Raw genomic sequence first — 20421 nt, 5'->3', positions numbered from 1 at the left:
TGTCTGCTGGTCGCCGCTGTCATTGCTTCATGCTGCCCGCATCGGTCAATTTCGGTCTCGGTCGCATCTTATATCGCCAAAATGGCTGCGGTGTCAGTGTTTTGACGGTCGCCGCGCACCTGCCTTCAGGAAGTGGTCGCGGCGTTCAGCCAGGCGTCGCCTTCCGCAATGGCCCTGGCCTTCTGCTGTTCGCTGATCCTGGCGCTCATGGAGGCCATGCCGACATTTCCCTCGATCAGGCCCTTCTGGGCAGCGATGTAGTACCACATGAACGCGCTTCCGAAGTCCTTGTCGCCCAACTGTCCGCGCTCGTAGGCTTTCGCAAGGCGAATGGCACTGGAATCGTTGCGCCGGGCGGCCTTGGTGAACCAGTTCAGGGCTTCCTGATAACTCTGGGGGACGCCGACACCATTCGCATATGACATTGCCAGGTCGATCATCGCGCCCGCGTGACCAAGGTCGGCAGCCGTGCGCAGGTATTTCATGCCGAGTTCCATGTCCTTTTCGACACCAACACCCTCGCGCAGGATGACGGAGGCATTGAAATAGGCGAGATGGAAGCCCTGAGCCGCGCTCTTCTCGAACCACTCCAGCGCGGTGGCGAAGCTCTGCTTCACGCCCTTGCCGTCGCGATAGAGTTCGCCGAGCAGGTTCTCGCCGCGATCAATCCCCGCCTCCGCCCCGATGCGCGCCCATTTCACGGCCTTGGCGTGGTTCTCCTTCACGCCTGGCTCACCGGAGCGATAGATGGCACCCAGCGGGATCGAGGCACCAACCACGCCCAGATCAAAGGCCTTCAGATACAGTTCCTCAGCCTTGGCCGGGCTGTGGACGACCCCGATGCCGTTGCGGTAATGCCAGGCGAGCCTGTTGGTCGCCTGCTTGTGACCCTGGTCGGCGGCCTTCTGCAGCCATTGGGTGGCGCGCAGGGAGCTCTTCTTTACCGCGATGCCTTCCTGATAGATGACCCCCAGGCCGTACTGGGCATCTGCGTCACCGGCCTCGCCAAGCGGTTTCAGCGTTTCGAACTTGACGATCTCCTCCTCGACCGTCTGTGCGACGGTCGGGCCGTACGACATCAGCAAGCCACAGAACAGAAGGATTGCTGTTGCAGGGATTTTCCATCGGTCCATCATGATGCTCCTTGAACTTCCGCGTTCAGTTCAGTGCCAGTTCAATGGCTTCAGCGTGGATTCCGATCCTTTGCCGGACGACCATTTTTCCATTCCCGCAAATCGCAAGATGCGATAGGAAATGCAGGTTGCCGGTCAAAATCCTGCAAGAGGATCAGAACTGCCAGTCATGCCGGATCGAATGCAAACCTCATGCTACCCTGGATGAAACGGACCGAGAGTCCGGTCGAAACCGTGTCCGAGAACAGGAACCGGGTGGCCATGGTGCCGGACGGTTTGCGGGTCTACGCCATCGGCGACATTCATGGCCGGGCGGATCTGCTGGACGAGTTGCATCGCATGATCCGCAACGATGCCGCGGAATGGGAAGGCGACCGGATCATCGTCTATCTGGGCGACTACATTGATCGCGGCATGCACAATCGGGAAGTCCTGGATACCCTGGTACATCACGCGCCCGACGGCTTTCGCTCGATCCATCTGATCGGCAATCACGAAGCGGTCCTGCTGCAGTTCCTTCAGGATGCCGAGATTGCCCGCGACTGGCTCAAGTTCGGTGGCGAGACGACGCTCGCGTCATACGGCGTGCACCTGCCGCGTTCAGGGGCCACGATCGACAGTCTGCTGGAGGCGAAGGCGAGCCTGCAGCACAACATGCCGCCCGAGCATCTGGCTTTCCTGCGCGGTCTGCGCCTGAACTACTGGATCGGCGACTACATGTTCGTCCATGCAGGCGTCCGGCCCGGTGTGCCGCTGGACCGACAGGACGGCAACGACATGATCTGGATCCGCAACAGGTTCCTCAAGTCCCGCGAGGACTTCGGCAAGGTCATCGTGCACGGTCACACGCCGATGCTTGCGCCGGAGGTGCGCCCCAACCGCATCAGCATCGATACCGGGGCCTTCTTCAGCGGCCACCTGACCGCACTGGTGCTGGAAGGCGGAACGCGGCGGTTTCTCAGCACCTGAAACGGGACTGCTGCTGCGTGGTGCGGGACTTGCTTGGTGGGTCGCCACGGGCAAGGGTTGCTTCATTCTGGACCAGAGGCGCATTCGGATGGTTGCGGGCTACGGCGATACAGGGACTGGCAGGGCGGGGGCGGCACGTATCGACCTCGTCGAACTCGCCATGCCCTTTTTCATCGTGCTCGATTTCTTCTACGGCGCTTTCTACAACGCCCTGCCGGACGGGCTCCTGACGCCCATCGCGGCGGCGCTGTTCGGTGGCCAGACCGTGCTTGCCGGTGTCAGTATCCTGGCGCGGCCGAACTGGTGGCGCTGGCGACTGTTCTTCGTCATCACGGCGCTGCCCTTCGTCTGGCTGACCGCGCATCTGATCCTGCGGCAGGAGATCGATTTCCCGCAGATGCTGCGGTATCTGGGCGGCTTCTATCTTGGTGTTCTGGTGCTTGGCCATGCGGACCGGTTTCCGGTGCGTCTGATTGCCTGGCTGGCCTGTGGTGCCATTGTCTGGGTAATGGTGTGGTCGTTCACGCAGCCGCTGTATCTCCATTCCGGTGAGACCGGCGTGGCGGAACCGGTACCCGGATGGTGGGCAAGCGTCTTCGGCAATGGACGGCTGGCCCCCTATCACGGCGGCATCGATAACCCGCATTCCAGCGGTTACATGTCACTCGCCCTCATGCTGGTCGTGCATCAGGCCTGGCTGGCCGGCCTGCTGCGCTGGCAGGTGATGGTGGCCTTCGTCGGCCTGGCGATGGTCTACATCATCGGCTGCTTCTCGACCCAAGTGCTGGTCGGGGCCGTGGTCTACTTCGGTGCCTATGGCATGTTCTCGACCCGGTTCTCTCGCCCCATGAAGGCGATTGTCGTGGCCGCGGGCATTGGTGGCATGCTGTTCATCGTGGTGGAGAACGAACAGCGGAAGGCGGAGGTCCGTGTCGATACCAACGTGAAGATCGAGGAACTGGGCTCCGGTCGTCTCGGCACATGGATGGAGCGTCTGGAGATCATAAGTGCACGCCCGGCGGGCGAGATATGGCTGGGCACCGGGATCGGCTCCGACAACATGTCGTCGATCATCTGGCGCCTGAAGGAGACAACGTCCCACAATACCTATCTGACGATGATCATCGAGAACGGGATCATAGGCTTCTTCGCCTATTGGGGGGCACTGGTGATGATGATGCTGGGGCTGGGCCGCACGGGAATCTGCCTGTTCGCCCCCGTCTTCGTCACCGGCATGATCGGCAACGGTCTGTCGCTGCGGCCCATGCCCTTCATGATGTTTTTCATTGCGGTTTCCATCGCGGTCTGGGCCATGATGCGTCAGGCAGAACGAAGCCGCAGGCTTGCGGAACACCGCAGGCGACTGAAGGAACAACAGATGGCCGAGGTGCTGGCGGGCCGTGACGGTTGGTAGCGACCGTCGCGCCCGGCGCGCGCAGATGGCTGGATTCGGGGATCCGGTCGGGGGGGATCAGGAATGGCAGACGGCAACGCCGATCAGATTGAATACTGGAACGGACCCAGCAGTCAGAAGTGGGTGCAGAACCAGCAGCGCATGGACCGCACACTGGGGGCGTTCAGTCGTCACGTGATCGAGGTGGCCGACGTCAGTCCGGGGGAGAGTGTCCTGGACATTGGCTGCGGCTGTGGCTCGACCAGCCTGGAACTGGGCGCCCGGGTCGGCGCGTCGGGACGGGTGGTCGGGGTCGATGTCTCGCGCCCGATGCTGGAGGTCGCGAAGTCGGTGGCGACCGATATGCCGGTGGAATTCGTCGAGGCTGATGCGTCGAGTCATGATCTCGACCGTGACGCCTTCGACCTCCTGTTCTCCCGCTTTGGCGTGATGTTCTTCGCGGATCCGGACGCGGCCTTCGCCCATATCGGTGGATCCCTCCGTTCCGGCGGACGCGTGGCCTTCGCCTGCTGGCGTCCGCTTTCCGAAAATCCCTGGATGCTGGTGCCGGTGCTGGTGGCGAAGGAATTCGTCCAGCTTCCCGCCCGGCCCGGGCCGGAAGAACCCGGCCCGTTCTCCTTTTCCAACCCGGAGCGGGTCAGCCGGATACTCAGCAGCGGTGGCTTCACCGACATCCGGATCGAACCCTACGATCACGAGATGGTCATGGGAGAAACGGTGGAGGAGGCGATCCAGACCGCCATGGAGGTGGGACCGGTCGGGTCCGTGGCCAGCGAGGCTGATGCGCAGACCCAGCAGGCGCTGAACCAGGCGATGGCGGAAAAGCTCTCGTCGTTCGCCACCCCGGAAGGTGTGCGACTTGGCGCGGCCATCTGGTGTGTCACGGCCACGAAACCCTGATCCGAACGCGATCAGTCTGTTTGTGTTGCTCGGCTTTCGTCTTCCAGGCGGCGCGTTGCCGTCTCGATGTCGGCCTGCAGGCGGGCATGGAATGCCTTGCGGTCCAGACCCGGGGGAATCGGTTCCAGATACTCCAGCACGATGGTTCCCGGGCGCTTGCGAAAGGCGTTGCGGCCCCAGAAGAGCCCGGAGTTCACCGCGACGGGTATCACGGGGATGTCGAGGTGCCGGTACAGCGCGGCGGCACCCGGATGGAAGTTACCGCTTTCCCCCGGCGCGACACGTGTCCCCTCCGGGAAGATGATGATGTGACGGTTCAGGTCGCGGGCGGCGGCGGCGCTGTGCAGCATGTTCTTCAGCGCGCTCGCACCCGCGCCCCGGTCGATCGGAATCTGGCGGGTGTGGCGGCAGTACCAGCCGTAGACCGGGATGCTGAGCAGTTCGCGTTTCATGACCACGGCAGGGTCCGGCACCTCCAGATGCCAGATGATCGTGTCCCATGCGGACTGATGCTTTGACGCGATGATCGCGGGACCGGGGGGCAGATTGTGCTTGCCGCGAACTTCGTAGCGCAGGCCGACCAGCCAGCGCATGCCGAAGTTCACCCCCCGTGCCCAGACCCGCTGGCCGAACATCACGGCCTGCCTTGGCAGGGTCAGCGCCGGAATGAAGAACAGCAGGGCCACGATGGTCCAGCCGAAGAACCAGATATTGAACAGGGTGGCCCGAACCAGTCCGATCATCTGAGCCTCACGTCGCCGATGTCGGCGGTCAGGCGGGCACGCAGCAGGCTGAAGACATACTTGTGATATTCGACCACCAGCCGCAGGAATGTCCGGCGGTCCTCCGACCAGCGATCCGGGTCATCGGTGCCGGCGCGTGTCGGCCATGGCTCCAGCCGGAAACTGGCCGTCGTCCGTTTCAGTTCCACCAGACTGCGCGGCATGTGATAGGCGGCGGTAACGACGATCAGTGACTCGACGCCTTCCCGAATGGCCCAGCGGGCAATTTCCTCGGCGTTGCCAACGGTGTCCAGGGCATCGGGCCCCAGGGTGACGCAGCAGGCGATCAGCGCCGCCGAGTCCGGATAGGCCCGGGCCAGCGCCGCCTTGTCGGTGCGGGTGTCGACGCCGGAGATCAGCATCCGGCGGCTCGGGTTGCGGGCCAGCAGTTCCAGCCCCTCCGTCACACGTCCCTGAGAGCCGGTCAGCACGACAATCGCATCTGCCGCGACATCGGTCTGCCGCATGGTCTGAATGTCGCCGACGAAGTGAACCAGGCCGCCGAACCAGAGGGCCACCAGAACAAGGATGATGCGGAACAGGGTCTTCATGCGGCTCACCAACTCGCGCGGAGCAGCTTCAGCACGGTGACACGGGCCGTGAATGTCGCGACAAGCGCAACGATCAGAGGCAGTGCGGCGATGGCCAGCCAGCCTGCCAGTGAAGGTGTCAGTCCGTTCAGCAGCGCCGCGCCCTGCAGACGTGCGGCTGCCGTCGCGAAGAAGATGACGATCAGGCCGGGTACCGTCCCGGCAATCCCGCCGACCAGCGCCAGCCGCAGGCCATGCCGCTGGAACCGTTTCGCGATGTAGCCGTCAGCAGCCCCGATCAGTCTCAGCAGATCAACGGTCTGGCGCTGGTTCACCAGGGCGGAGCGGGTGGCGAACACGGTCACCAGCATGATGGCCCCGACCGCCACCGCCGCCAGCACCCAGGCCACCAGCCGCGCCAGCCCGGCAAGGTCCTGCAGCGGGGCAAGCCAGGCGTCGGCGGAATCCAGCGTGATCTCCGACCGGTCGGCGATCAGTGCACGCAGTTCGGTGGTATTCGCGCCGGGCTTCAGTCTGACGTCGATCAGGGCGGGCAGGGGCAGCAGGGCGGTGTCGACCTGTGCCACATCCCCCAGCCAGGGCTGCAGCATGCGGGCCACCTGTTCCCGTGGCAGGTGTTCGATCCGGCTCACGGCGTCCAGCTGCGCGACCTGATCGACCAGTGCCGGGATGTCGGTGTCCCCGGTTGCCACCCGCAGGGTGACCTGGTCGCTGGCCGCCCGGCCCCAGTCCGCAGTCATGGAGGCGAGGGCGAAGGCCGTGCCCAGCGCGATCGCGCACATCAGCGACAGCGCCGCGACGATCCAGGGGACGAAGCGGCTGGAGGGGTCTCTATCCAGTGACAATTCGGAGACGGACATTCAGGCCGTTCCCCCCGATTCGTGGGTCAGCCGTCCATCCTCCAGATGCAGCAGCGGATAGCCATACTGTCCGGGCAGGGAGAGATCATGGGTCGCAATCACGATGGTCGTGCCGAGGGAGTTGAGCTTCACGAACAGGCGCATCAGCCGCTCCCCCATTTCCTGATCGACGTTGCCGGTCGGCTCGTCCGCCAGCAGCAGGCGCGGGCTGGAGATGACGGCGCGGGCAATGGCGACGCGCTGCTTCTCCCCGCCGGAGAGGGTCGGCGGGCGCGCCTGGGCCTGCTGTCCGAGGCCGACCCAGTCAATCAGTTCCCGAACGATCTCGTCGATCCGTTCGGCATCCATGGTGTTGGCGACCTTCAGCGGCAGCGCCACGTTCTCCTGTGCCGAGAGATGGTCCAGCAGGCGGAAATCCTGAAAGACCACGCCGATCCGGCGTCGCAGCACGGGCACATCCCGTGCCGGCATGTCCTGCATGTCGTGGCCGAACACCCGCATCAGACCCCGGCTGGGGCGGCGGCTGAGATGCAGCAGGCTCAACAGCGACGACTTGCCTGCACCGGAGCGTCCGGTCAGGAAATGAAACGACCCTTCGGCGAGTTCCAGATCGAGGTCGCGCAGGACTTCCGGTCCGGTGCCATAGCGCAGTCCGACATTGCGCATGGCCACCAGCGGTTCGCCGGTTCCGTCTGTCCCCTGCTGTTGCACGTCTGTCTCGCCTTGCCTGCGTTGAACTCATTCGGGCCTGCTGTGAGACCCGCGCGGGGGTCGCCGCCTTGAACGGCGGATCATTCAGTGCCTATATGGCCTGATCGCCCGGCTGTCGACCGGGTTGGACGACTGGCAGACGAGCCCGCGAATGATATTGACCTGTCCAGCCTGCGCAACGCGCTATGTGATTGGCGACGATGTGTTTCAGGCAGGCAAGCGCGAAGTGCGCTGTGCACGGTGCAGCCACCGCTGGACCACCGACGGCAGTGATGCGGTCGAAGAGGTCGATGCGCGCATGGACATGCAGAACGAGGCCCCGAAGCCCAGGGCGGAACCGCCTGCGCCTCCGGCAGCGTCCGAACAGGTTGGCTTCGGCCTCAATGACATGCCGGGAATGGATACTGCGGAGCCGGAGGAAGACCCGGAGGACGCGGCACCGGACGACGCCCCGCCAGAACCGGCGGATGACGCGGCACCCGCCATGCCGGTGCTGGCGGCTGAACCGAAGCCCGAAAGCATGGAGAAGGCCAGGAAGCCGAAGAAGGCAGAAGCCGACAGGAAGCCACGGGCAGGGCGCAGGCGCACGCCGGTATGGGTCTGGATCGGCTGGGTATTCCTGCTGGGCTGCATCGGCGGTCTGGCGGCGGCGCTGGTGCTGATGCGCGGCCCCCTGGTGGAGGCATGGCCGCCGCTGCAGCGGCTCTACGACACGGTCGGCACCATGGCTCCGGGTATCGTGGAGAACGCGCATGAGGCGGCGGGCGTCGAACTGGCGGTCGAAAGCTCCGAACTGGTGGATGATCACGGCGCGCGGCAGTTGAACCTGCTGATCCGCCTGACCAACAACACCGGATCGCGGCAGTCACTGCCCATCGCCGTCGTGCATCTGCTGCGCGCCGACGGGGAGACCGAGAAGACGGAACGGATCAGGCTGCCGTCCGACGAGCCTCTGGCCCCGAAGGAAAGCCGTGTCATGGCCCTGCGGCTGAGTGAGGTTCCCGCCGACGTCACCAGCGTCCGTGCCGAAAGCGAAGCCGGATCGGACCATTGAGAATGGCCCGCTTTCCAGCCTGTCGGGCGGGGGCTATCATGAGACGAGGCTCGGAATTCAGGGTGCGATAGCTATGGCAAGGGTTCTCGTCGTCGATGACGAACCGGACATCAGGGATATTGTCTCGCGCGCCCTGCGTCATGCGGGGCATGACGTCGATGTTGCATCCGACGGCGCGGCGGCACTGGAACGTCTGGAGCAGGACAGCTACGACCTGCTGCTGACCGACATCGTCATGCCGATCATGGATGGTGTGGCGCTGGCGCTGAAGGCGGGCAAGTCCTGGCCGGACATGTGCATCCTGATGATGACCGGCTATGCCAACGAACGCGATCGCGCCCACAATCTCGACCTGCTGATCCACGACATCGTCGTGAAGCCCTTCACGGTCGACGAGATCATCCTGAAGGTGGACGACGCCCTGCAGGGATGAGTCTGTCTCTAGTCCTCTGACGCTCCGGTCAGCATGCGCGGTGCAGTGTAGCGGTGGAAGCCCTGGTAGGGCTTGGCGCGGTCGTGATCCGGGACGGTCCAGTCCTGGCGGATCGAGAGGCTGGCACCATGCACGTAATAGCTGGCGCCGGTGACGTAGGATGCCCCCTCCGACAGCAGGAAGCAGATGACGGAGGAGATTTCGGATTCCGTTCCCATGCGCTTGAACGGCATCTTCTTCATGTTCTCGCGGAATTTCTCCTGCATCTCCGGGCTGTAGGTATCCATGCCGGATGAGGCAATGTAGCCCGGTACCACCGCATTGATGCGCACACCGGACGGTGCCCATTCGACGGCCAGGGTCTCCGTCACGCTCATCATGCCGGAGCGTGAGGCGCCGGTATGGACCATCGCCGGGGTGCCGCTGGTCGGGTCGGCGACGATGTTGACGATGGCGCCGCCATGCTCGCGCATCCACTGCACGAAACACTGGCGCGCGGTCGTGAAGCCGGAAACCAGGTTGTTGCGGACGACGGTCTCGAAACCCTTCTGGTTCATGTCTGCCGCGGGGCTGGTGAACTGCCCGCCCGCATTGTTGACCAGACCGTCCACGCGACCCGTGCGGGCGATCACGTCGGCCACCATCGCCGTCACCGCCTCCTCGTCACGCAGGTCGCAGGCATGCGTGATGGCGGTGCCGCCATCCTCCGTGATCTCTGCCGCCACGGCCTCCAGCTTCTCGATCCGCCGCCCGATCAGCGCCACCGTGGCCCCGAGGGATGCCAGCTCGTGCGCCGTGCAGCGCCCGATGCCCGAACCGCCGCCGGTGACGATGATGGTCTGTCCCGCGAAAAGCCCTGACCTGTAGATCGACCGGTAACCCATGACGCTTCCTCCCCATTCCGCTGTGCATGTTGCGGCCAGCTTCGGCGATTGGGGTCCGCTTTGTCCATGGTGTCGGCCGCTGCCGGGTCATGCGGCCAGCGCGGGCGGAATGCTGCGTTCTGTCGGTAGCGACAGCGTCGAAAATGCTCCGGGACAGCCCCGGCGGGGTCCTGCTTCAGGGTGATCCGACCCGGCAAAAGGTTAATGCCGACGGTCACACTTCCCTAACAGTCTGCTTGTAAGATCTCGCAAAAATGGCCAAATAGGTCAGGGCTTCAATGATTTGACCGGCTTTGATTCGCAATTTTGTTGCGCGGGCCGATGGCGGACGGGGCGGAGCAGGCATGCGGATGAAGACTGGGACCGGTATTCGATCAATGTTCGTGGCGGGTGCGCTGGGCCTCGCGACGCTGGTGGCAACCGCACCGGCATTCGCCGACACCCTGCGTGACCCCTACGAGGAAACCAACCGCGACATCTTCCAGTTCAACCTGGGTCTGGACCGGGGTGTGATCCGCCCGGTCGCACGCGGTTATCGCACGATCACGCCCGCGCCTGTGCGCAGTGGCCTGTCGAATGCGCTGGAAAATCTGACCGAGCCGCAGACCCTGCTGAACAACATCCTGCAGGGCGATGCCGAGGCGGGCTGGAACACCTTCATGCGGTTCATGATCAACACCACGGTTGGTCTGGGTGGCCTGTTCGACATCACCACGGCGGGCAATTTCGAACGGCGCAAGGAAGATTTCGGTCAGACGCTGGCCGTGTGGGGCAGTGATTCCGGCCCTTACCTGATGCTGCCGTTGTTCGGCCCGTCCAATGCCCGTGACACGGCGGGCAAGGTAGTGGATATCTTCACCGACCCCTTCAGTCTGGTCTTCGGTTTCGTGCCCGCCGTCGTGCGCACCGGCACGGCAATCGTGGACAATCGGTCCGAGACGATCGAGGCCTCGGAATCGCTGGAGGCCACGTCGCTGGACCTCTACGCCTCCGTCCGTACGCTGCATTTCCAGAACCGGGAATTCCAGATCCGCAATGGCGCACCCGCGCCGCTGGATGATCTCTATCGCGATCTGGAACTGCAGAAGGACGTCTCCGTCCGTTTCCCCCGCACCCAGAACAACTGACCCGGCCCGGCCCCTGTAGGTCTCCTCCGGTCAGGTCCTGCCAAAGACCTTCAGCAGGAAGGCGTGATTGCGCGCGACCTCGTGCAACTTGTCGAAGCGTCCTGCCGATCCGCCATGGCCTGAGTCCATGTTGATCTGCAACAGCAGCAGGCTGTCGTTGGTGCGCGTCGCCCGCAGCTTCGCCGCCCATTTGGCCGGTTCCCAGTAGGTGACGCGCGGGTCGGTCAGGCCGCCCGTGATCAGCATGGCCGGATAGTCCATGGCCGCCACATTGTCGTAGGGGCTGTAGGACTGCATCAGGTCGTGGACGGCCCGCGATTCCACCGGGTTGCCCCATTCGGTCCATTCCGGCGGGGTGAGCGGCAGGCTGGCGTCCAGGATCGTCGTCAGGCAATCGACGAAGGGCACTTCCGCGACGACCGCGCGCCACAGCGTCGGCGCCATGTTGGCCGCCGCACCCACCAGCATGCCACCGGCACTGCCGCCATGAATGGCGATGTTGCCGTGTCCCGCCAGGCCCTGGCCGACCAGATGCTCCCCGGCGGAGACGAAGTCCCGGAAGGTATTGGTCTTCTTCAGCAGCTTGCCTTCGGTGTACCAGCGATAGCCCTTCTCCATGCCGCCCCGGATATGGGCGATCACATAGGTGAAGCCGCGATCCACCAGGCTGAGCCGGTGCGGGCTGAAACTGGCCGGCATCGACATGCCGTAGGAGCCGTAGCCGTAGAGCAGCAACGGACGGTCCGGCGCAGGCGGCGTGTCATTGCGGTGCAGCAGGGTCAGCGGGATCTGCTCCCCGTCGTGGGAAACGGCCTGCAGACGGCGGACGGTATAGCTGGCCGGGTCGTGACCGGACGGGATTTCCTGCGCCTTGACCAGGACCCGTTCCCGCGTCCGCATGTTGTAGTCGTAGGTCTGCTCCGGCGTGGTGGGAGAGGAATAGGAGAAGCGGACGGTGTCGGAGACATATTCCCCGCCCGCGATGCCGAGGCTGTAGGCCTCCTCATCGAAGGCGATGCTGTGCTGCTCGCCACTTTCCGTGTCGGTCACGACGATACGGGGCAGGGCATTGACCGTTTCCAGATGTACCAGCCAGCTATCGAATGCGCATACCGCGCGGAGCAGCCGGCCGTCGCGCGCGGGCTCCAGGTCCGTCCAGTTGTCTTCCTCCGGCCGGTCCAGCGGTGCGGTCATCAGCTTGTAGTCGATGGCACCGTCCTTGTTGGTCCGGATGACGAAGCGGTCGCCCTGATCGGTCACGTCATAGTCATGACCGTCGCGGCGCGGGGCGATCAGCCGTGGTTCGGCGTCCGGACTGTCGGTGGGGATGAAGCGCACTTCCGTGGTCTCGGATGCATGCGAGACCAGGTAGAGAAAGCGCTCGCTCTCCCCGTTGTCGAGGCCCAGGAAATAGCCGCTGTCCGGCTCGTGATAGACCAGCCGGTCATTGGCCGGGTCGTCGCCGATGCGATGGCAGAAGGCCCGGTCAGGCCGCAGGTCGTCGTTCAGCAGGGTGTAGAAATAGTGTGTGTTGTCGGCGGCCCAGATGACTTCCCCGCTGGTGCCGGTCGGCCCGGTCTCGATGGTTTCGCCGGTTGCAAGATCACGGACTTCGATGCCGAAGAGTTCGGACCCCCGCGTGTCGCAGGAAACGGCGAGCAGCCTGTGATCCGGTGAATGCCGCAGCGCGCCCAACCGGAAGAAATCATGCCCCGCCGCCATCGCGTCCCCGTCCAGCAGCAGTTCGGTGTCGCCACCTTCGCGCGGGATGCGGCAGAACTGCGGGTGCTCGGCCCCGGGCAGGAAGCGGGTGAAATAGGCGAAGGGGCCGTCCGGAGCCGGGGGTGTGGAATCGTCCTGCTTCAGCCGTCCCTTCAGTTCCTCGAACAGGTGCTTCCGCAGGTCCGAGACATCTGCCAGCCGGGCTTCGGCATAGGCATTCTCCGCCTCCAGATAGGCGCGGATGTCGGCATCCAGCACGGCGGGATCGCGCATGACCTCCCGCCAGTTCTCGTCACGCAGCCAGTACCAGGGGTCCTGGCGGGTCACGCCGTGGGCGGTCAAGCTGTGCGGGCGCTGTTCGGCAACGGGAGGCTGGGCATCGGACACGCGGAAATCTCCACCGGAGGATCAGAACTGATCCTCCGATCGTTAGTGGTTTTCACGTCCAGGCGAAAGGGCTTCAGGCTTTCGGGAAGGCCGGTCGGTCAGACACGGACCAGCGACTGCATCAGGCGCGGCACCCAGCCGGTGAACTCCAGCGGCGCATCGGTGGCGATTATGCAGATGCAGTCGGTATCGGCGTCGGAGACCGGCTGATGCGTAACTTCCGGGTCCAGATCGACCACATCGCCGGGCATGAAACGCCCGATCTCGTCGGTATAGGAGCCGGAGACGATCATGGTCATCTCGTGACCGCCGTGACTGTGCTGCGGCACGGCCCGACCGGGCGCGATCCGCAACAGGCGGATCATGGCCTCGCCGGTACCGACACGGGCCTGACGAATGCCGCGCCCGACCGGCCACCAGCGCAGGCTGTCCAGATCGGCAGGCAGCATGGCGCCAAGGGGGGACGGCAGATCGCGATTGCGCATGCCCGTATCCGCAACCTGGTTCACGTCGCCAGCAAAATCCGCGTCGATTGCGGCCAGCGCGCGATCCAGCGCCCCGGCACCGACCTCGACAGGCTCGACCGCGCCCAGCAGCGCGCCGCCAATGGCCTCCGCCTCCGCGGTGCGGGCACGGCAGGTCGGGCAGACCGCCAGATGGGTTGCGACGATGGCCGACAGCGCGGTGGGCAAGCCGCCGGAGGCATAGCTCAGCAGGGTCGCCTCGTTCGGGTGATGACGTATCATCATCTCTCATCTCCCAATGCAGAACGTATCTTGCGGAACGAAAGTCTCAGGCGGGATTTCACCGTGCCCAGGGGCAGGGAGAGACGTTCCGCAATCTCCGAATGTGTCAGGCTGTCGAAGAACGACAGCCGCACGATCTCGACCTGTTCGGGCGGCAGGTGCTCCAGTGCCGCCCTGACCCGGACCTGGTCCTGTCTGGACTGGGTGAATTCCTCCCCCGACTGGGGCGGGTCGGGCTGGAACATCGGATCTTCCGGATCAGGCTCGGGCCGACTGACCCGGCGCAGGATGTCGATCCGCTTGTTGCGCGCGATGGTGAAGATCCAGGTGGATGCGCCGGCCCGGGCGGCATCGAACTGCGTTGCCTTGGTCCAGACGGTCACCATGGTCTCCTGCACGATCTCTTCCGCCAGCTCCTCACTGGTGCCCGAGCGCATGATGAAGCCCTTGATGCGGGGGGCGAAGTGACTGAAGAGTTCCGCAAAGGCGGCACGGCTGCGCTTCTCGGCAATATCGACGAGAAGCCGGTTCAGTTCCGGTATGGACGGCCCGGTGGTCTCGAACGACCCCGAACCCGGTACCTGTTTCAATGCTGCCCTCATGAAGCCGTGTACGTGCGCGCTGCCGGAGCGGATCAGGCACAATGCAGAAAAATTTCCGACATTGTCCCCCGGTGATCCACCGAAACAAACGCCTCGTAGCCTAGGGTGACGAACCGGGGTCCGGCAATCGGACAGCGGGACGCGGTAAACCGGCTCACGCCCTTGGGTAGGAAACACATGCATTCAGCCACCAGTACCGGTCGCAACATCGCCATCATCGGGTCCGGCATTTCCGGTATGTCCGCTGCCTGGTTGCTGTCCCGGAGCCACAGGGTCACGGTCTATGACCGCGCGGAGCATGTCGGCGGACATGCGAACACGGTCGAAGTGGATGCCGGTGACGGGACCATTGCCGTGGACACCGGCTTCATCGTCTTCAACGACCGGAACTATCCCAACCTGAATGCCCTGTTCGACCATCTGGATGTACCGGTGGCGAAGTCGGACATGTCCTTTGCCGTGTCCAGCGACAATGGCCGTTTCGAATATGGCGGGGCCGCGCCTTCCATGCTGTTCGGGCAGCGCCGCAACCTGATCCGGCCGGACTTCTGGCGCATGCTGATCGACATTCGCCGCTTCTATGCGGAGGCGAAGGAGAGTTTCGCGGAGACGCCGGAGACCATGACCCTGCGCGAGTACCTGGGCCAGCACCGGCTGGGCCATGCCTTCGTGCGTGATCACCTGCTGCCCATGACCGCGGCGATCTGGTCCACCCCGGCGGAGCACATGCTGGACTATCCGGCGCAGAGCCTGCTGCGGTTTCTGGACAATCACGGGCTGCTGGGCCTTTCCGGCCGACCGCAATGGTCGACAGTTCAGGGCGGCAGCCGTGAATACGTGAAGCGGCTGACGGCAGGCTTTCGGGACCGGATCCGCCTCAACACGGCGGTGGAAGCGGTGACCCGGCTGCCGGACGGTGTCCGGATCGAGGACCGGCAGGGCGGTGTCGAGGAGTTCGACGAGGTCGTCCTTGCCTGCCACGCCGACGAGGCGCTGGCGCTGATCAAGGATCCTGACGGCGCGGAGCAGCGCATGCTGCGCGCCTTCCGCTACCAGCGGAACGTGGCGATGCTGCATACCGACAGGGCGCTGATGCCGAAGCGCCGCCGGGTCTGGGCAAGCTGGAACTACCTCACCCGTCAGGCCTCCGCCAATGGCGAGGCGCAGCAGCTCTGCGTCAGTTACTGGATGAACCGGCTGCAGCCGTTGCCGACCCGGCACGACCTGTTCGTCACGCTGAATCCGGTGGAGCAACCGGCGGAGGGGACGATCCTGCGTACCGTGCCTTATGATCATCCGGTCTTTGATGCGGCGACGGTGCGGATGCGCAGCCTGATCTGGAACATTCAGGGCCATCGCAACACCTGGTTCTGCGGCAGCTATCTGGGGGACGGGTTTCATGAGGATGGCATTCAGGCCGGGCTGGCGGTGGCGGAGGCGCTGGGCGGTGTCCGCAGGCCGTGGGACGTGGAGAATGAATCCGGCCGTCTCAGCCTGCCGCCCGGCTGGCCGGAACTGATGACCAGCACCCGGCAGGCCGCCTGACCGTGACCGGCATTCACCCGATACCGGCAGGCAGCATCTACGAGGGCCGCGTGGTTCACGTCCGGCACCGTCCGAAGCGGCACCGGTTGAGCTACCGTGTCTTCTCGCTGGGGCTCGACGTGGACCGGCTGGACGAACTGGACGGGACGCTCAGGCTGTTCGGCCACGGACGCCGGGCCCTGCTTTCGTTCCGGCCAGAAGATCATGGGCCAACGGATCACGGGCAAGGGGAGGCGGGTCTGGGCCTGCGCCCCTGGATCGAGGGGCTGCTGCACGACATCGGTCAGCCGGCGCCGGCCCGGATAGAGATGCTGACCTATCCCCGATTGCTCGGGTACGTGTTCAACCCGCTGACCGTCTGGTTCTGTCGCGACGACACCGGCACGCTGCGCGCCATTGTCTATGAGGTCCACAATACCTTCGGCGACCGCCACGCCTATGCCATCCCCGTGGAGGGGGAGGATACCGGGCTGGTGATGCAGCAGGCGGAGAAGCGTTTCTTCGTCTCTCCCTTCATCGCCAATACCGGCAACTACCGCTTTCGGGTGCGCCCGCCGGGTCAGGATGTGGCGGTGGTGATCCGTCATGCCGACGACGATGGCCCGCTGCTGGATGCCAGTTTCAGCGGTCAGCGCAAGCCTCTGACCGACCGCCAGATCGTCTCGACGGTCTTGCGTCACCCGCTGATGACCCACAAGGTTGTTGCCGGGATACACTGGGAGGCGGCGCGGCTGTGGCTGAAAGGCATTCCGTTCCTTGGGCGGCCCGCCAGTTCATGGCGCGCCTGAGACGTGACGAGACATCAGGACATCGACCGGACAGCATGACGTTCAGGGAGTGCCCATGAGCACGATCGACACCGTTGGGGATCGCAAGCGCCAGGACACGGTTGAAGCGATGCTGGAGGAAATCGGCGCCCGACGCCGGAGTGGCTGGCTGCACCGGCGGGGGGGCGCCCTGCTCTGGTCGCGCGTGCTGCACCGCGTTGCCGGATGCATCGGCACCGGCCAGATCATCTTTCACCGGCCTGATGGCCGCACGCTCACGGCGGGGCGGCGCGCATCGGACGCGGAACCGGCGGCGGAGGTCGTGCTGCATCGCTGGCGCGCCCTGCGCAGGCTGGTCACCGGCGGAGAGCTTGGCTTTGCCGAGGCCTATCTGGATGGCGACTGGTCGACGCCTGATCTCGCGGCCTTTCTCCAGGTCGTGCAGATGAACCGCCAGGCGCTTGTGCGCCAGTCGCAGGGACTGGCCACCCGGCGCTGGCTGGACCTGCTGTTCCATCGCCGCCACGCCAACTCCCGCAGGGGCAGCCGCCGCAACATCGCCTACCACTACGATCTCGGAAACGCCTTCTATGCGCCCTGGCTGGACGAGAGCATGACCTATTCGTCAGCCCTGTTCACGGCGGATGACGATGAAACGAGCCTCGCCGAGGCGCAGGCGCGGAAATACCGCACGATTCTCGACATGGCCAATGTCGGCACAGGTGACCGGGTGCTGGAGATCGGCTGCGGCTGGGGCGGCCTGGCGGAGGTCGCGGCGCGTGAGCGCGGGGCGGATGTCACCGGCATCACCCTGTCGACCGAGCAGCTTCGCCATGCCCGTGACCGCATCGCGGCGGAAGGGCTGGCGGACAGCGCCCGCTTCAGCCTGACCGACTACCGCGACACCTCCGGTACTTATGACCGCATCGTCTCCATCGAGATGTTCGAGGCGGTGGGGGAGGAGAACTGGCCTGCCTATTTCCGCACCGTGCATGACCGTCTGCGGCCGGGCGGGGAAGCGGTGATCCAGGTCATCACCATCGACGACGACGCCTTTCCCGCCTACCGCAAGCGCGCGGACTTCATCCAGCGCTACATCTTTCCCGGCGGCATGCTGCCGTCGCCCTCCGCCTTCCGCAGTGCTGCCCAGGATGCGGGACTGGAACTGGCCGGAGAACAGTTCTTCGGCCGCAGCTACGAGCGCACGCTGCGCATCTGGCAGCAGTCATTCGAACGCGCCTGGCCGGAGATCGGCCGCCTCGACGGCTTCGACGAGCGCTTCCGCCGCATGTGGCGCTTCTACCTGCTGTTCTGTGCCGAAGGCTTCCGCGACGGCCTGATCAACGTCGCCCTGTTCCACCTGAAACGCGCCTGATTCCGGCTGTGCCGCGCAGGCGTGGGCGATGGGGCTCGCGGATCAAGTCCGCGAGCGGCGTGGCAGGAAGGCGGATCAGTGGAACTCACCGCCAACACCCAACAGACGCCTTGCCCGGGCTTGACCCGGGTACCCAGGAGTGCCGCGCGGGCTTTGGAGACCGTGCACTTCCCGAAATACCCGGCATGCCGAATGTCCGGGAGACAGGGGCGCGGCGGGCGGGATAGGTTGCGCGGATGGAGCCTGTCGCCGAACCCTTGCCCGAGCGCGTCCACGCCCCCCGGTTTCACCGGGGCTGGGCGGTCACCGCAGGGTGTTTCCTGATCGCGATCTTTGCCTGGGGCACGGTCTTCTACGGTCACGGCTTCTACATCTCCTCGCTGACGCGGCTGCATGGCTGGTCCACCAGCGCGGTCTCCGGCGCGGTGACCCTGTTCTGGGTGGTGGGCATTCCGATGACGGTGATCACCGGTGGCATGATCGACCGCTTTGGTCCGCGCGCGGTGATGGCCGCCGGGGGGACGCTGGTGGGCATCAGTGTGCTGCTGCTGGGGCAGGCGAGCGAACTCTGGCACATCTATGCGGCCTTCGTGGTCATGGCGCTGGGCTATCCGGCGGTGGGCGCAGTGGGGATCAGCGCCACGCTGGGGCCGTGGTTCGACCGCAACCTCGGCATGGCCATGAGCTTTGCCCTGACCGGAGCGAGCGTCGGGGCCATGGTGATGGTGCCGGTCGTGACCCGGATCGCCGTGGCGGAAGGTTTCACCTTCGCCGCCACGGCGGCGGGGCTCTCCATCATCATCGTCACCCTGCCCGTGGCGGCGCTGGTCATCGCCCGGCCCCCGGGCGCGGCAGAGACCGCGGCAAGCGCCACGCCTGCGCTGCGTCACCTCGGCACGACGGCACGCATTCCCGCATTCTGGGTCATCGTGCTGGCCACCGGCCTCAGCCTCGCCGCGCAGGTGGGGTTCCTGTCGCACCAGATCCCGGTGCTGGAGGAGCGTCTGACCCGGACAGCGGCGGCGGACGCGGTGGCGGTCACGGCGGCAGCGGGGATCATCGGGCGTTTCGGCCTGGGGTTCTTCGCGGCGCGTTTCGACCTGCGCTGGATCGCCGGTGTGTCCTATGGCGTCCAGGCGCTGGGGCTGGTGGCGATCGCGGAGGCACCGCCCGGCCTCGCGCTCTATGGTGCCTGTGCGCTGTCGGGTTTCGTTGTCGGCTGCCTGGTCATCCTGCCGCCGCTGCTGGCGCGACGCTGGTTCGGGGCCGCCGGCTATGGCAAGACCTACGGGCTGCTGGCGCTGTTTCTCTACCTGTTCCAGGCAATGGGGCCGGGGATGAGCGGTGTGATCCGCGATGCCGCCGGATCCTATGGACCGGCGCTCTGGACCCAGTCGGGGATACTGATCGTCGCGATCTTCGTGATCAGCCGTCTCTCGGCGCCGCCGCCCGAGTGAGCCGGTCGTTGATGGCCAGTCCGAGTCCATGGTTCGGGATCGGCATCACGGCGATCCGCCCTGTTTCGCCCCTGTCGATGCTGTGCAGCACCTGAAACAGGTTCGCCGCCGCCTCCGCCAGGTCGCCTGTGCGGCTGAGATTCGGACCTGGCGGGGCATCGGGGCCGAAACCCAGAAGCGTTTCACCAGGCTCCGCCGTCATTGCGTTGAGGCGCAGTGCACTTTGCGGTGCGTAGTGGCTGGCCAGCATGCCGGGACTTGCCGGCGCGTCCGGGGCACCGGAGGGGCGGCTGAGGGGGCCGACGATGGCCTCGATCTCCTCCACCGCCAGCCCACCGGGACGCAGCAGCACGGCCTGCCCCTCGAAGACGCCAACCACGGTGGACTCCACCCCGACCGGGCAGGGGCCGCCGTCCAGCACCATGGCCACCCGGTCGCCGAGGCCGCTGATGACATGCGCGGCGGTGGTGGGGCTGAGGCGGCCCGAAGGGTTGGCGGAGGGCGCGGCGACGGGGCGCCCGACCGCCCGCAGCAGCGCCTGCGCGATCTCGCCCGCAGGCACCCGCACGGCCAGCGTGTCCAGTCCGGCGGAGCAGATCTCCGCCACCGGGCACCTGTCGCGTCGGGGCAGGACCAGGGTCAGCGCGCCGGGCCAGAAGCGCGTCGCCAGCCGTTCCGCGAGATCGTCGAAGACCACCAGTTCCCGCGCCGCGGCCAGGTCCGGCACATGGGCGATCAGCGGGTTGAAGCTGGGGCGGTTCTTGGCGGCGAAGATCCCCGCGACCGCGGTGCCGTTGGTGGCGTCCGCACCCAGGCCATAGACCGTCTCCGTCGGGAAGGCCACCAGACGACCGGCGCGCAGCAGCGCCGCCGCGCGGGTGATCTCCGCCGCGTCGATCACGGGCTGGTCCGGGTGTCCGTCGGGCATGGATGCTTACCTTTGTCGCAGTCGGCTTCCCTTGAACGCGGGCGGCTTACAGGTCAAGTGCTACGGCAATTGCC

Annotated in this window: 20 protein-coding genes; 10 read left to right on the top strand and 10 right to left on the bottom strand. The window is 65.4% G+C overall.

Features of this window, described 5'->3' with window-relative positions; all coding sequences use genetic code 11:
• Positions 1–125: 125 nt before the first annotated feature.
• Complete coding sequence (locus QGV54_RS12420) at positions 126–1079, bottom strand: tetratricopeptide repeat protein (RefSeq protein ID WP_281016513.1); 954 nt, start codon at positions 1077–1079, stop codon at positions 126–128.
• Positions 1080–1337: 258 nt separating this feature from the next.
• Between QGV54_RS12420 and QGV54_RS12415 the strand changes: the two genes are divergently transcribed.
• The 3 genes from QGV54_RS12415 (at position 1338) to QGV54_RS12405 (ending at position 4416) form a co-directional block, all read left to right on the top strand.
• Positions 1338–2102 carry a metallophosphoesterase gene (locus tag QGV54_RS12415; RefSeq protein ID WP_281016514.1) on the top strand — a complete coding sequence of 255 codons (765 nt, stop codon included), beginning with the start codon at positions 1338–1340 and terminating at the stop codon, positions 2100–2102.
• 88 nt (positions 2103–2190) lie between these two features.
• Entirely contained in the window at positions 2191–3516 is a 1326-nt protein-coding gene (locus tag QGV54_RS12410; RefSeq protein WP_281016515.1) for a hypothetical protein, read from the top strand.
• A 63-nt stretch (positions 3517–3579) separates the two neighbouring features.
• Positions 3580–4416 (top strand): methyltransferase domain-containing protein, encoded by an 837-nt coding sequence (locus QGV54_RS12405; RefSeq protein WP_281019923.1) that lies wholly within the window; start codon positions 3580–3582, stop codon positions 4414–4416.
• Between the two features lie 11 nt (positions 4417–4427).
• On the opposite strand, the gene QGV54_RS12400 is transcribed toward QGV54_RS12405, so the two are convergent.
• The 4 genes from QGV54_RS12400 to ftsE are packed head-to-tail and all read right to left on the bottom strand — an operon-like array spanning position 4428 to position 7284.
• Positions 4428–5159, bottom strand: coding sequence for a lysophospholipid acyltransferase family protein (locus tag QGV54_RS12400; protein ID WP_281016517.1), 732 nt, complete (start codon positions 5157–5159; stop codon positions 4428–4430).
• Complete coding sequence (locus QGV54_RS12395) at positions 5156–5749, bottom strand: YdcF family protein (RefSeq protein WP_281016518.1); 594 nt, start codon at positions 5747–5749, stop codon at positions 5156–5158. The genes QGV54_RS12400 and QGV54_RS12395 overlap by 4 nt, the downstream gene beginning before the upstream one ends.
• 5 nt (positions 5750–5754) lie before the next feature.
• Positions 5755–6609 carry a hypothetical protein gene (locus tag QGV54_RS12390; RefSeq protein WP_281016519.1) on the bottom strand — a complete coding sequence of 285 codons (855 nt, stop codon included), beginning with the start codon at positions 6607–6609 and terminating at the stop codon, positions 5755–5757.
• Entirely contained in the window at positions 6610–7284 is a 675-nt protein-coding gene (ftsE, locus tag QGV54_RS12385) for a cell division ATP-binding protein FtsE (RefSeq protein WP_348637699.1), read from the bottom strand.
• 223 nt (positions 7285–7507) lie between these two features.
• On the opposite strand from ftsE, the gene QGV54_RS12380 reads away from it, so the two are divergent.
• Complete coding sequence (locus QGV54_RS12380) at positions 7508–8374, top strand: hypothetical protein (RefSeq protein ID WP_348638756.1); 867 nt, start codon at positions 7508–7510, stop codon at positions 8372–8374.
• 73 nt (positions 8375–8447) lie between these two features.
• Positions 8448–8807 (top strand): response regulator, encoded by a 360-nt coding sequence (locus tag QGV54_RS12375; RefSeq protein ID WP_281016522.1) that lies wholly within the window; start codon positions 8448–8450, stop codon positions 8805–8807.
• A gap of 8 nt (positions 8808–8815) precedes the next feature.
• On the opposite strand, the gene QGV54_RS12370 is transcribed toward QGV54_RS12375, so the two are convergent.
• A complete protein-coding gene (locus tag QGV54_RS12370) occupies positions 8816–9691 on the bottom strand; it encodes an SDR family oxidoreductase (protein WP_281016523.1) in 876 nt (291 codons plus the stop codon).
• 350 nt (positions 9692–10041) lie between these two features.
• Here QGV54_RS12370 and QGV54_RS12365 point away from each other — a divergent pair, with 350 nt between their 5' ends.
• The gene (locus QGV54_RS12365; protein ID WP_281016525.1) at positions 10042–10818 is read left to right on the top strand and encodes a VacJ family lipoprotein; all 777 of its coding nucleotides are present in this window, start codon (positions 10042–10044) and stop codon (positions 10816–10818) included.
• A gap of 30 nt (positions 10819–10848) precedes the next feature.
• Here QGV54_RS12365 and QGV54_RS12360 read toward each other — a convergent pair whose 3' ends face one another.
• From QGV54_RS12360 to QGV54_RS12350, 3 genes are all read right to left on the bottom strand, one after another.
• Positions 10849–12927, bottom strand: coding sequence for a S9 family peptidase (locus tag QGV54_RS12360; protein WP_281016526.1), 2079 nt, complete (start codon positions 12925–12927; stop codon positions 10849–10851).
• Between the two features lie 98 nt (positions 12928–13025).
• The gene (locus QGV54_RS12355) at positions 13026–13676 is read right to left on the bottom strand and encodes a ChrR family anti-sigma-E factor (protein ID WP_281016528.1); all 651 of its coding nucleotides are present in this window, start codon (positions 13674–13676) and stop codon (positions 13026–13028) included.
• Positions 13673–14263 (bottom strand): sigma-70 family RNA polymerase sigma factor, encoded by a 591-nt coding sequence (locus QGV54_RS12350; RefSeq protein ID WP_281016529.1) that lies wholly within the window; start codon positions 14261–14263, stop codon positions 13673–13675. Before QGV54_RS12350 ends, QGV54_RS12355 begins: the two co-directional genes overlap by 4 nt.
• Positions 14264–14452: 189 nt before the next feature.
• On the opposite strand from QGV54_RS12350, the gene QGV54_RS12345 reads away from it, so the two are divergent.
• From QGV54_RS12345 to QGV54_RS12330, 4 genes are all read left to right on the top strand, one after another.
• Positions 14453–15820, top strand: coding sequence for an FAD-dependent oxidoreductase (locus QGV54_RS12345; protein WP_281016530.1), 1368 nt, complete (start codon positions 14453–14455; stop codon positions 15818–15820).
• Positions 15821–15822: 2 nt separating this feature from the next.
• On the top strand, positions 15823–16608 hold the full coding sequence (locus QGV54_RS12340) for a DUF1365 domain-containing protein (RefSeq protein WP_281016531.1): 786 nt from the start codon (positions 15823–15825) through the stop codon (positions 16606–16608).
• Positions 16609–16663: 55 nt separating this feature from the next.
• Positions 16664–17962: a cyclopropane-fatty-acyl-phospholipid synthase family protein gene (locus tag QGV54_RS12335; protein WP_281016532.1), complete on the top strand. Its 1299-nt coding sequence runs from the start codon at positions 16664–16666 to the stop codon at positions 17960–17962.
• Positions 17963–18198: 236 nt separating this feature from the next.
• Positions 18199–19419 (top strand): MFS transporter, encoded by a 1221-nt coding sequence (locus tag QGV54_RS12330; protein WP_281016533.1) that lies wholly within the window; start codon positions 18199–18201, stop codon positions 19417–19419.
• On the opposite strand, the gene QGV54_RS12325 is transcribed toward QGV54_RS12330, so the two are convergent.
• On the bottom strand, positions 19388–20347 hold the full coding sequence (locus tag QGV54_RS12325) for an L-threonylcarbamoyladenylate synthase (RefSeq protein WP_281016534.1): 960 nt from the start codon (positions 20345–20347) through the stop codon (positions 19388–19390). The genes QGV54_RS12330 and QGV54_RS12325 overlap by 32 nt on opposite strands.
• Between the last annotated feature and the right edge of the window lie 74 nt (positions 20348–20421).

This window comes from Minwuia sp. IMCC3060, from assembly GCF_029909435.1.
Taxonomy (GTDB): Bacteria; Pseudomonadota; Alphaproteobacteria; order Minwuiales; family Minwuiaceae; genus Minwuia.
This window is presented reverse-complemented; position numbering and strand designations above follow the sequence as displayed.

Bases quoted from the DNA above. Each gene is read 5' to 3' on its own strand.
- QGV54_RS12405 (WP_281019923.1), top strand. From the start codon at position 3,580: ATGGCAGACGGCAACGCCGATCAGATTGAATACTGGAACGGACCCAGC.
- QGV54_RS12335 (WP_281016532.1), top strand. From the start codon at position 16,664: ATGAGCACGATCGACACCGTTGGGGATCGCAAGCGCCAGGACACGGTT.
- QGV54_RS12365 (WP_281016525.1), top strand. From the start codon at position 10,042: ATGAAGACTGGGACCGGTATTCGATCAATGTTCGTGGCGGGTGCGCTG.
- QGV54_RS12410 (WP_281016515.1), top strand. From the start codon at position 2,191: ATGGTTGCGGGCTACGGCGATACAGGGACTGGCAGGGCGGGGGCGGCA.
- QGV54_RS12370 (WP_281016523.1), bottom strand. From the start codon at position 9,691: ATGGGTTACCGGTCGATCTACAGGTCAGGGCTTTTCGCGGGACAGACC.
- QGV54_RS12375 (WP_281016522.1), top strand. From the start codon at position 8,448: ATGGCAAGGGTTCTCGTCGTCGATGACGAACCGGACATCAGGGATATT.
- QGV54_RS12395 (WP_281016518.1), bottom strand. From the start codon at position 5,749: ATGAAGACCCTGTTCCGCATCATCCTTGTTCTGGTGGCCCTCTGGTTC.
- QGV54_RS12415 (WP_281016514.1), top strand. From the start codon at position 1,338: ATGAAACGGACCGAGAGTCCGGTCGAAACCGTGTCCGAGAACAGGAAC.
- QGV54_RS12390 (WP_281016519.1), bottom strand. From the start codon at position 6,609: ATGTCCGTCTCCGAATTGTCACTGGATAGAGACCCCTCCAGCCGCTTC.
- QGV54_RS12355 (WP_281016528.1), bottom strand. From the start codon at position 13,676: ATGATGATACGTCATCACCCGAACGAGGCGACCCTGCTGAGCTATGCC.
- QGV54_RS12420 (WP_281016513.1), bottom strand. From the start codon at position 1,079: ATGTCGTACGGCCCGACCGTCGCACAGACGGTCGAGGAGGAGATCGTC.
- QGV54_RS12345 (WP_281016530.1), top strand. From the start codon at position 14,453: ATGCATTCAGCCACCAGTACCGGTCGCAACATCGCCATCATCGGGTCC.
- QGV54_RS12400 (WP_281016517.1), bottom strand. From the start codon at position 5,159: ATGATCGGACTGGTTCGGGCCACCCTGTTCAATATCTGGTTCTTCGGC.
- QGV54_RS12325 (WP_281016534.1), bottom strand. From the start codon at position 20,347: ATGCCCGACGGACACCCGGACCAGCCCGTGATCGACGCGGCGGAGATC.
- QGV54_RS12330 (WP_281016533.1), top strand. From the start codon at position 18,199: ATGGAGCCTGTCGCCGAACCCTTGCCCGAGCGCGTCCACGCCCCCCGG.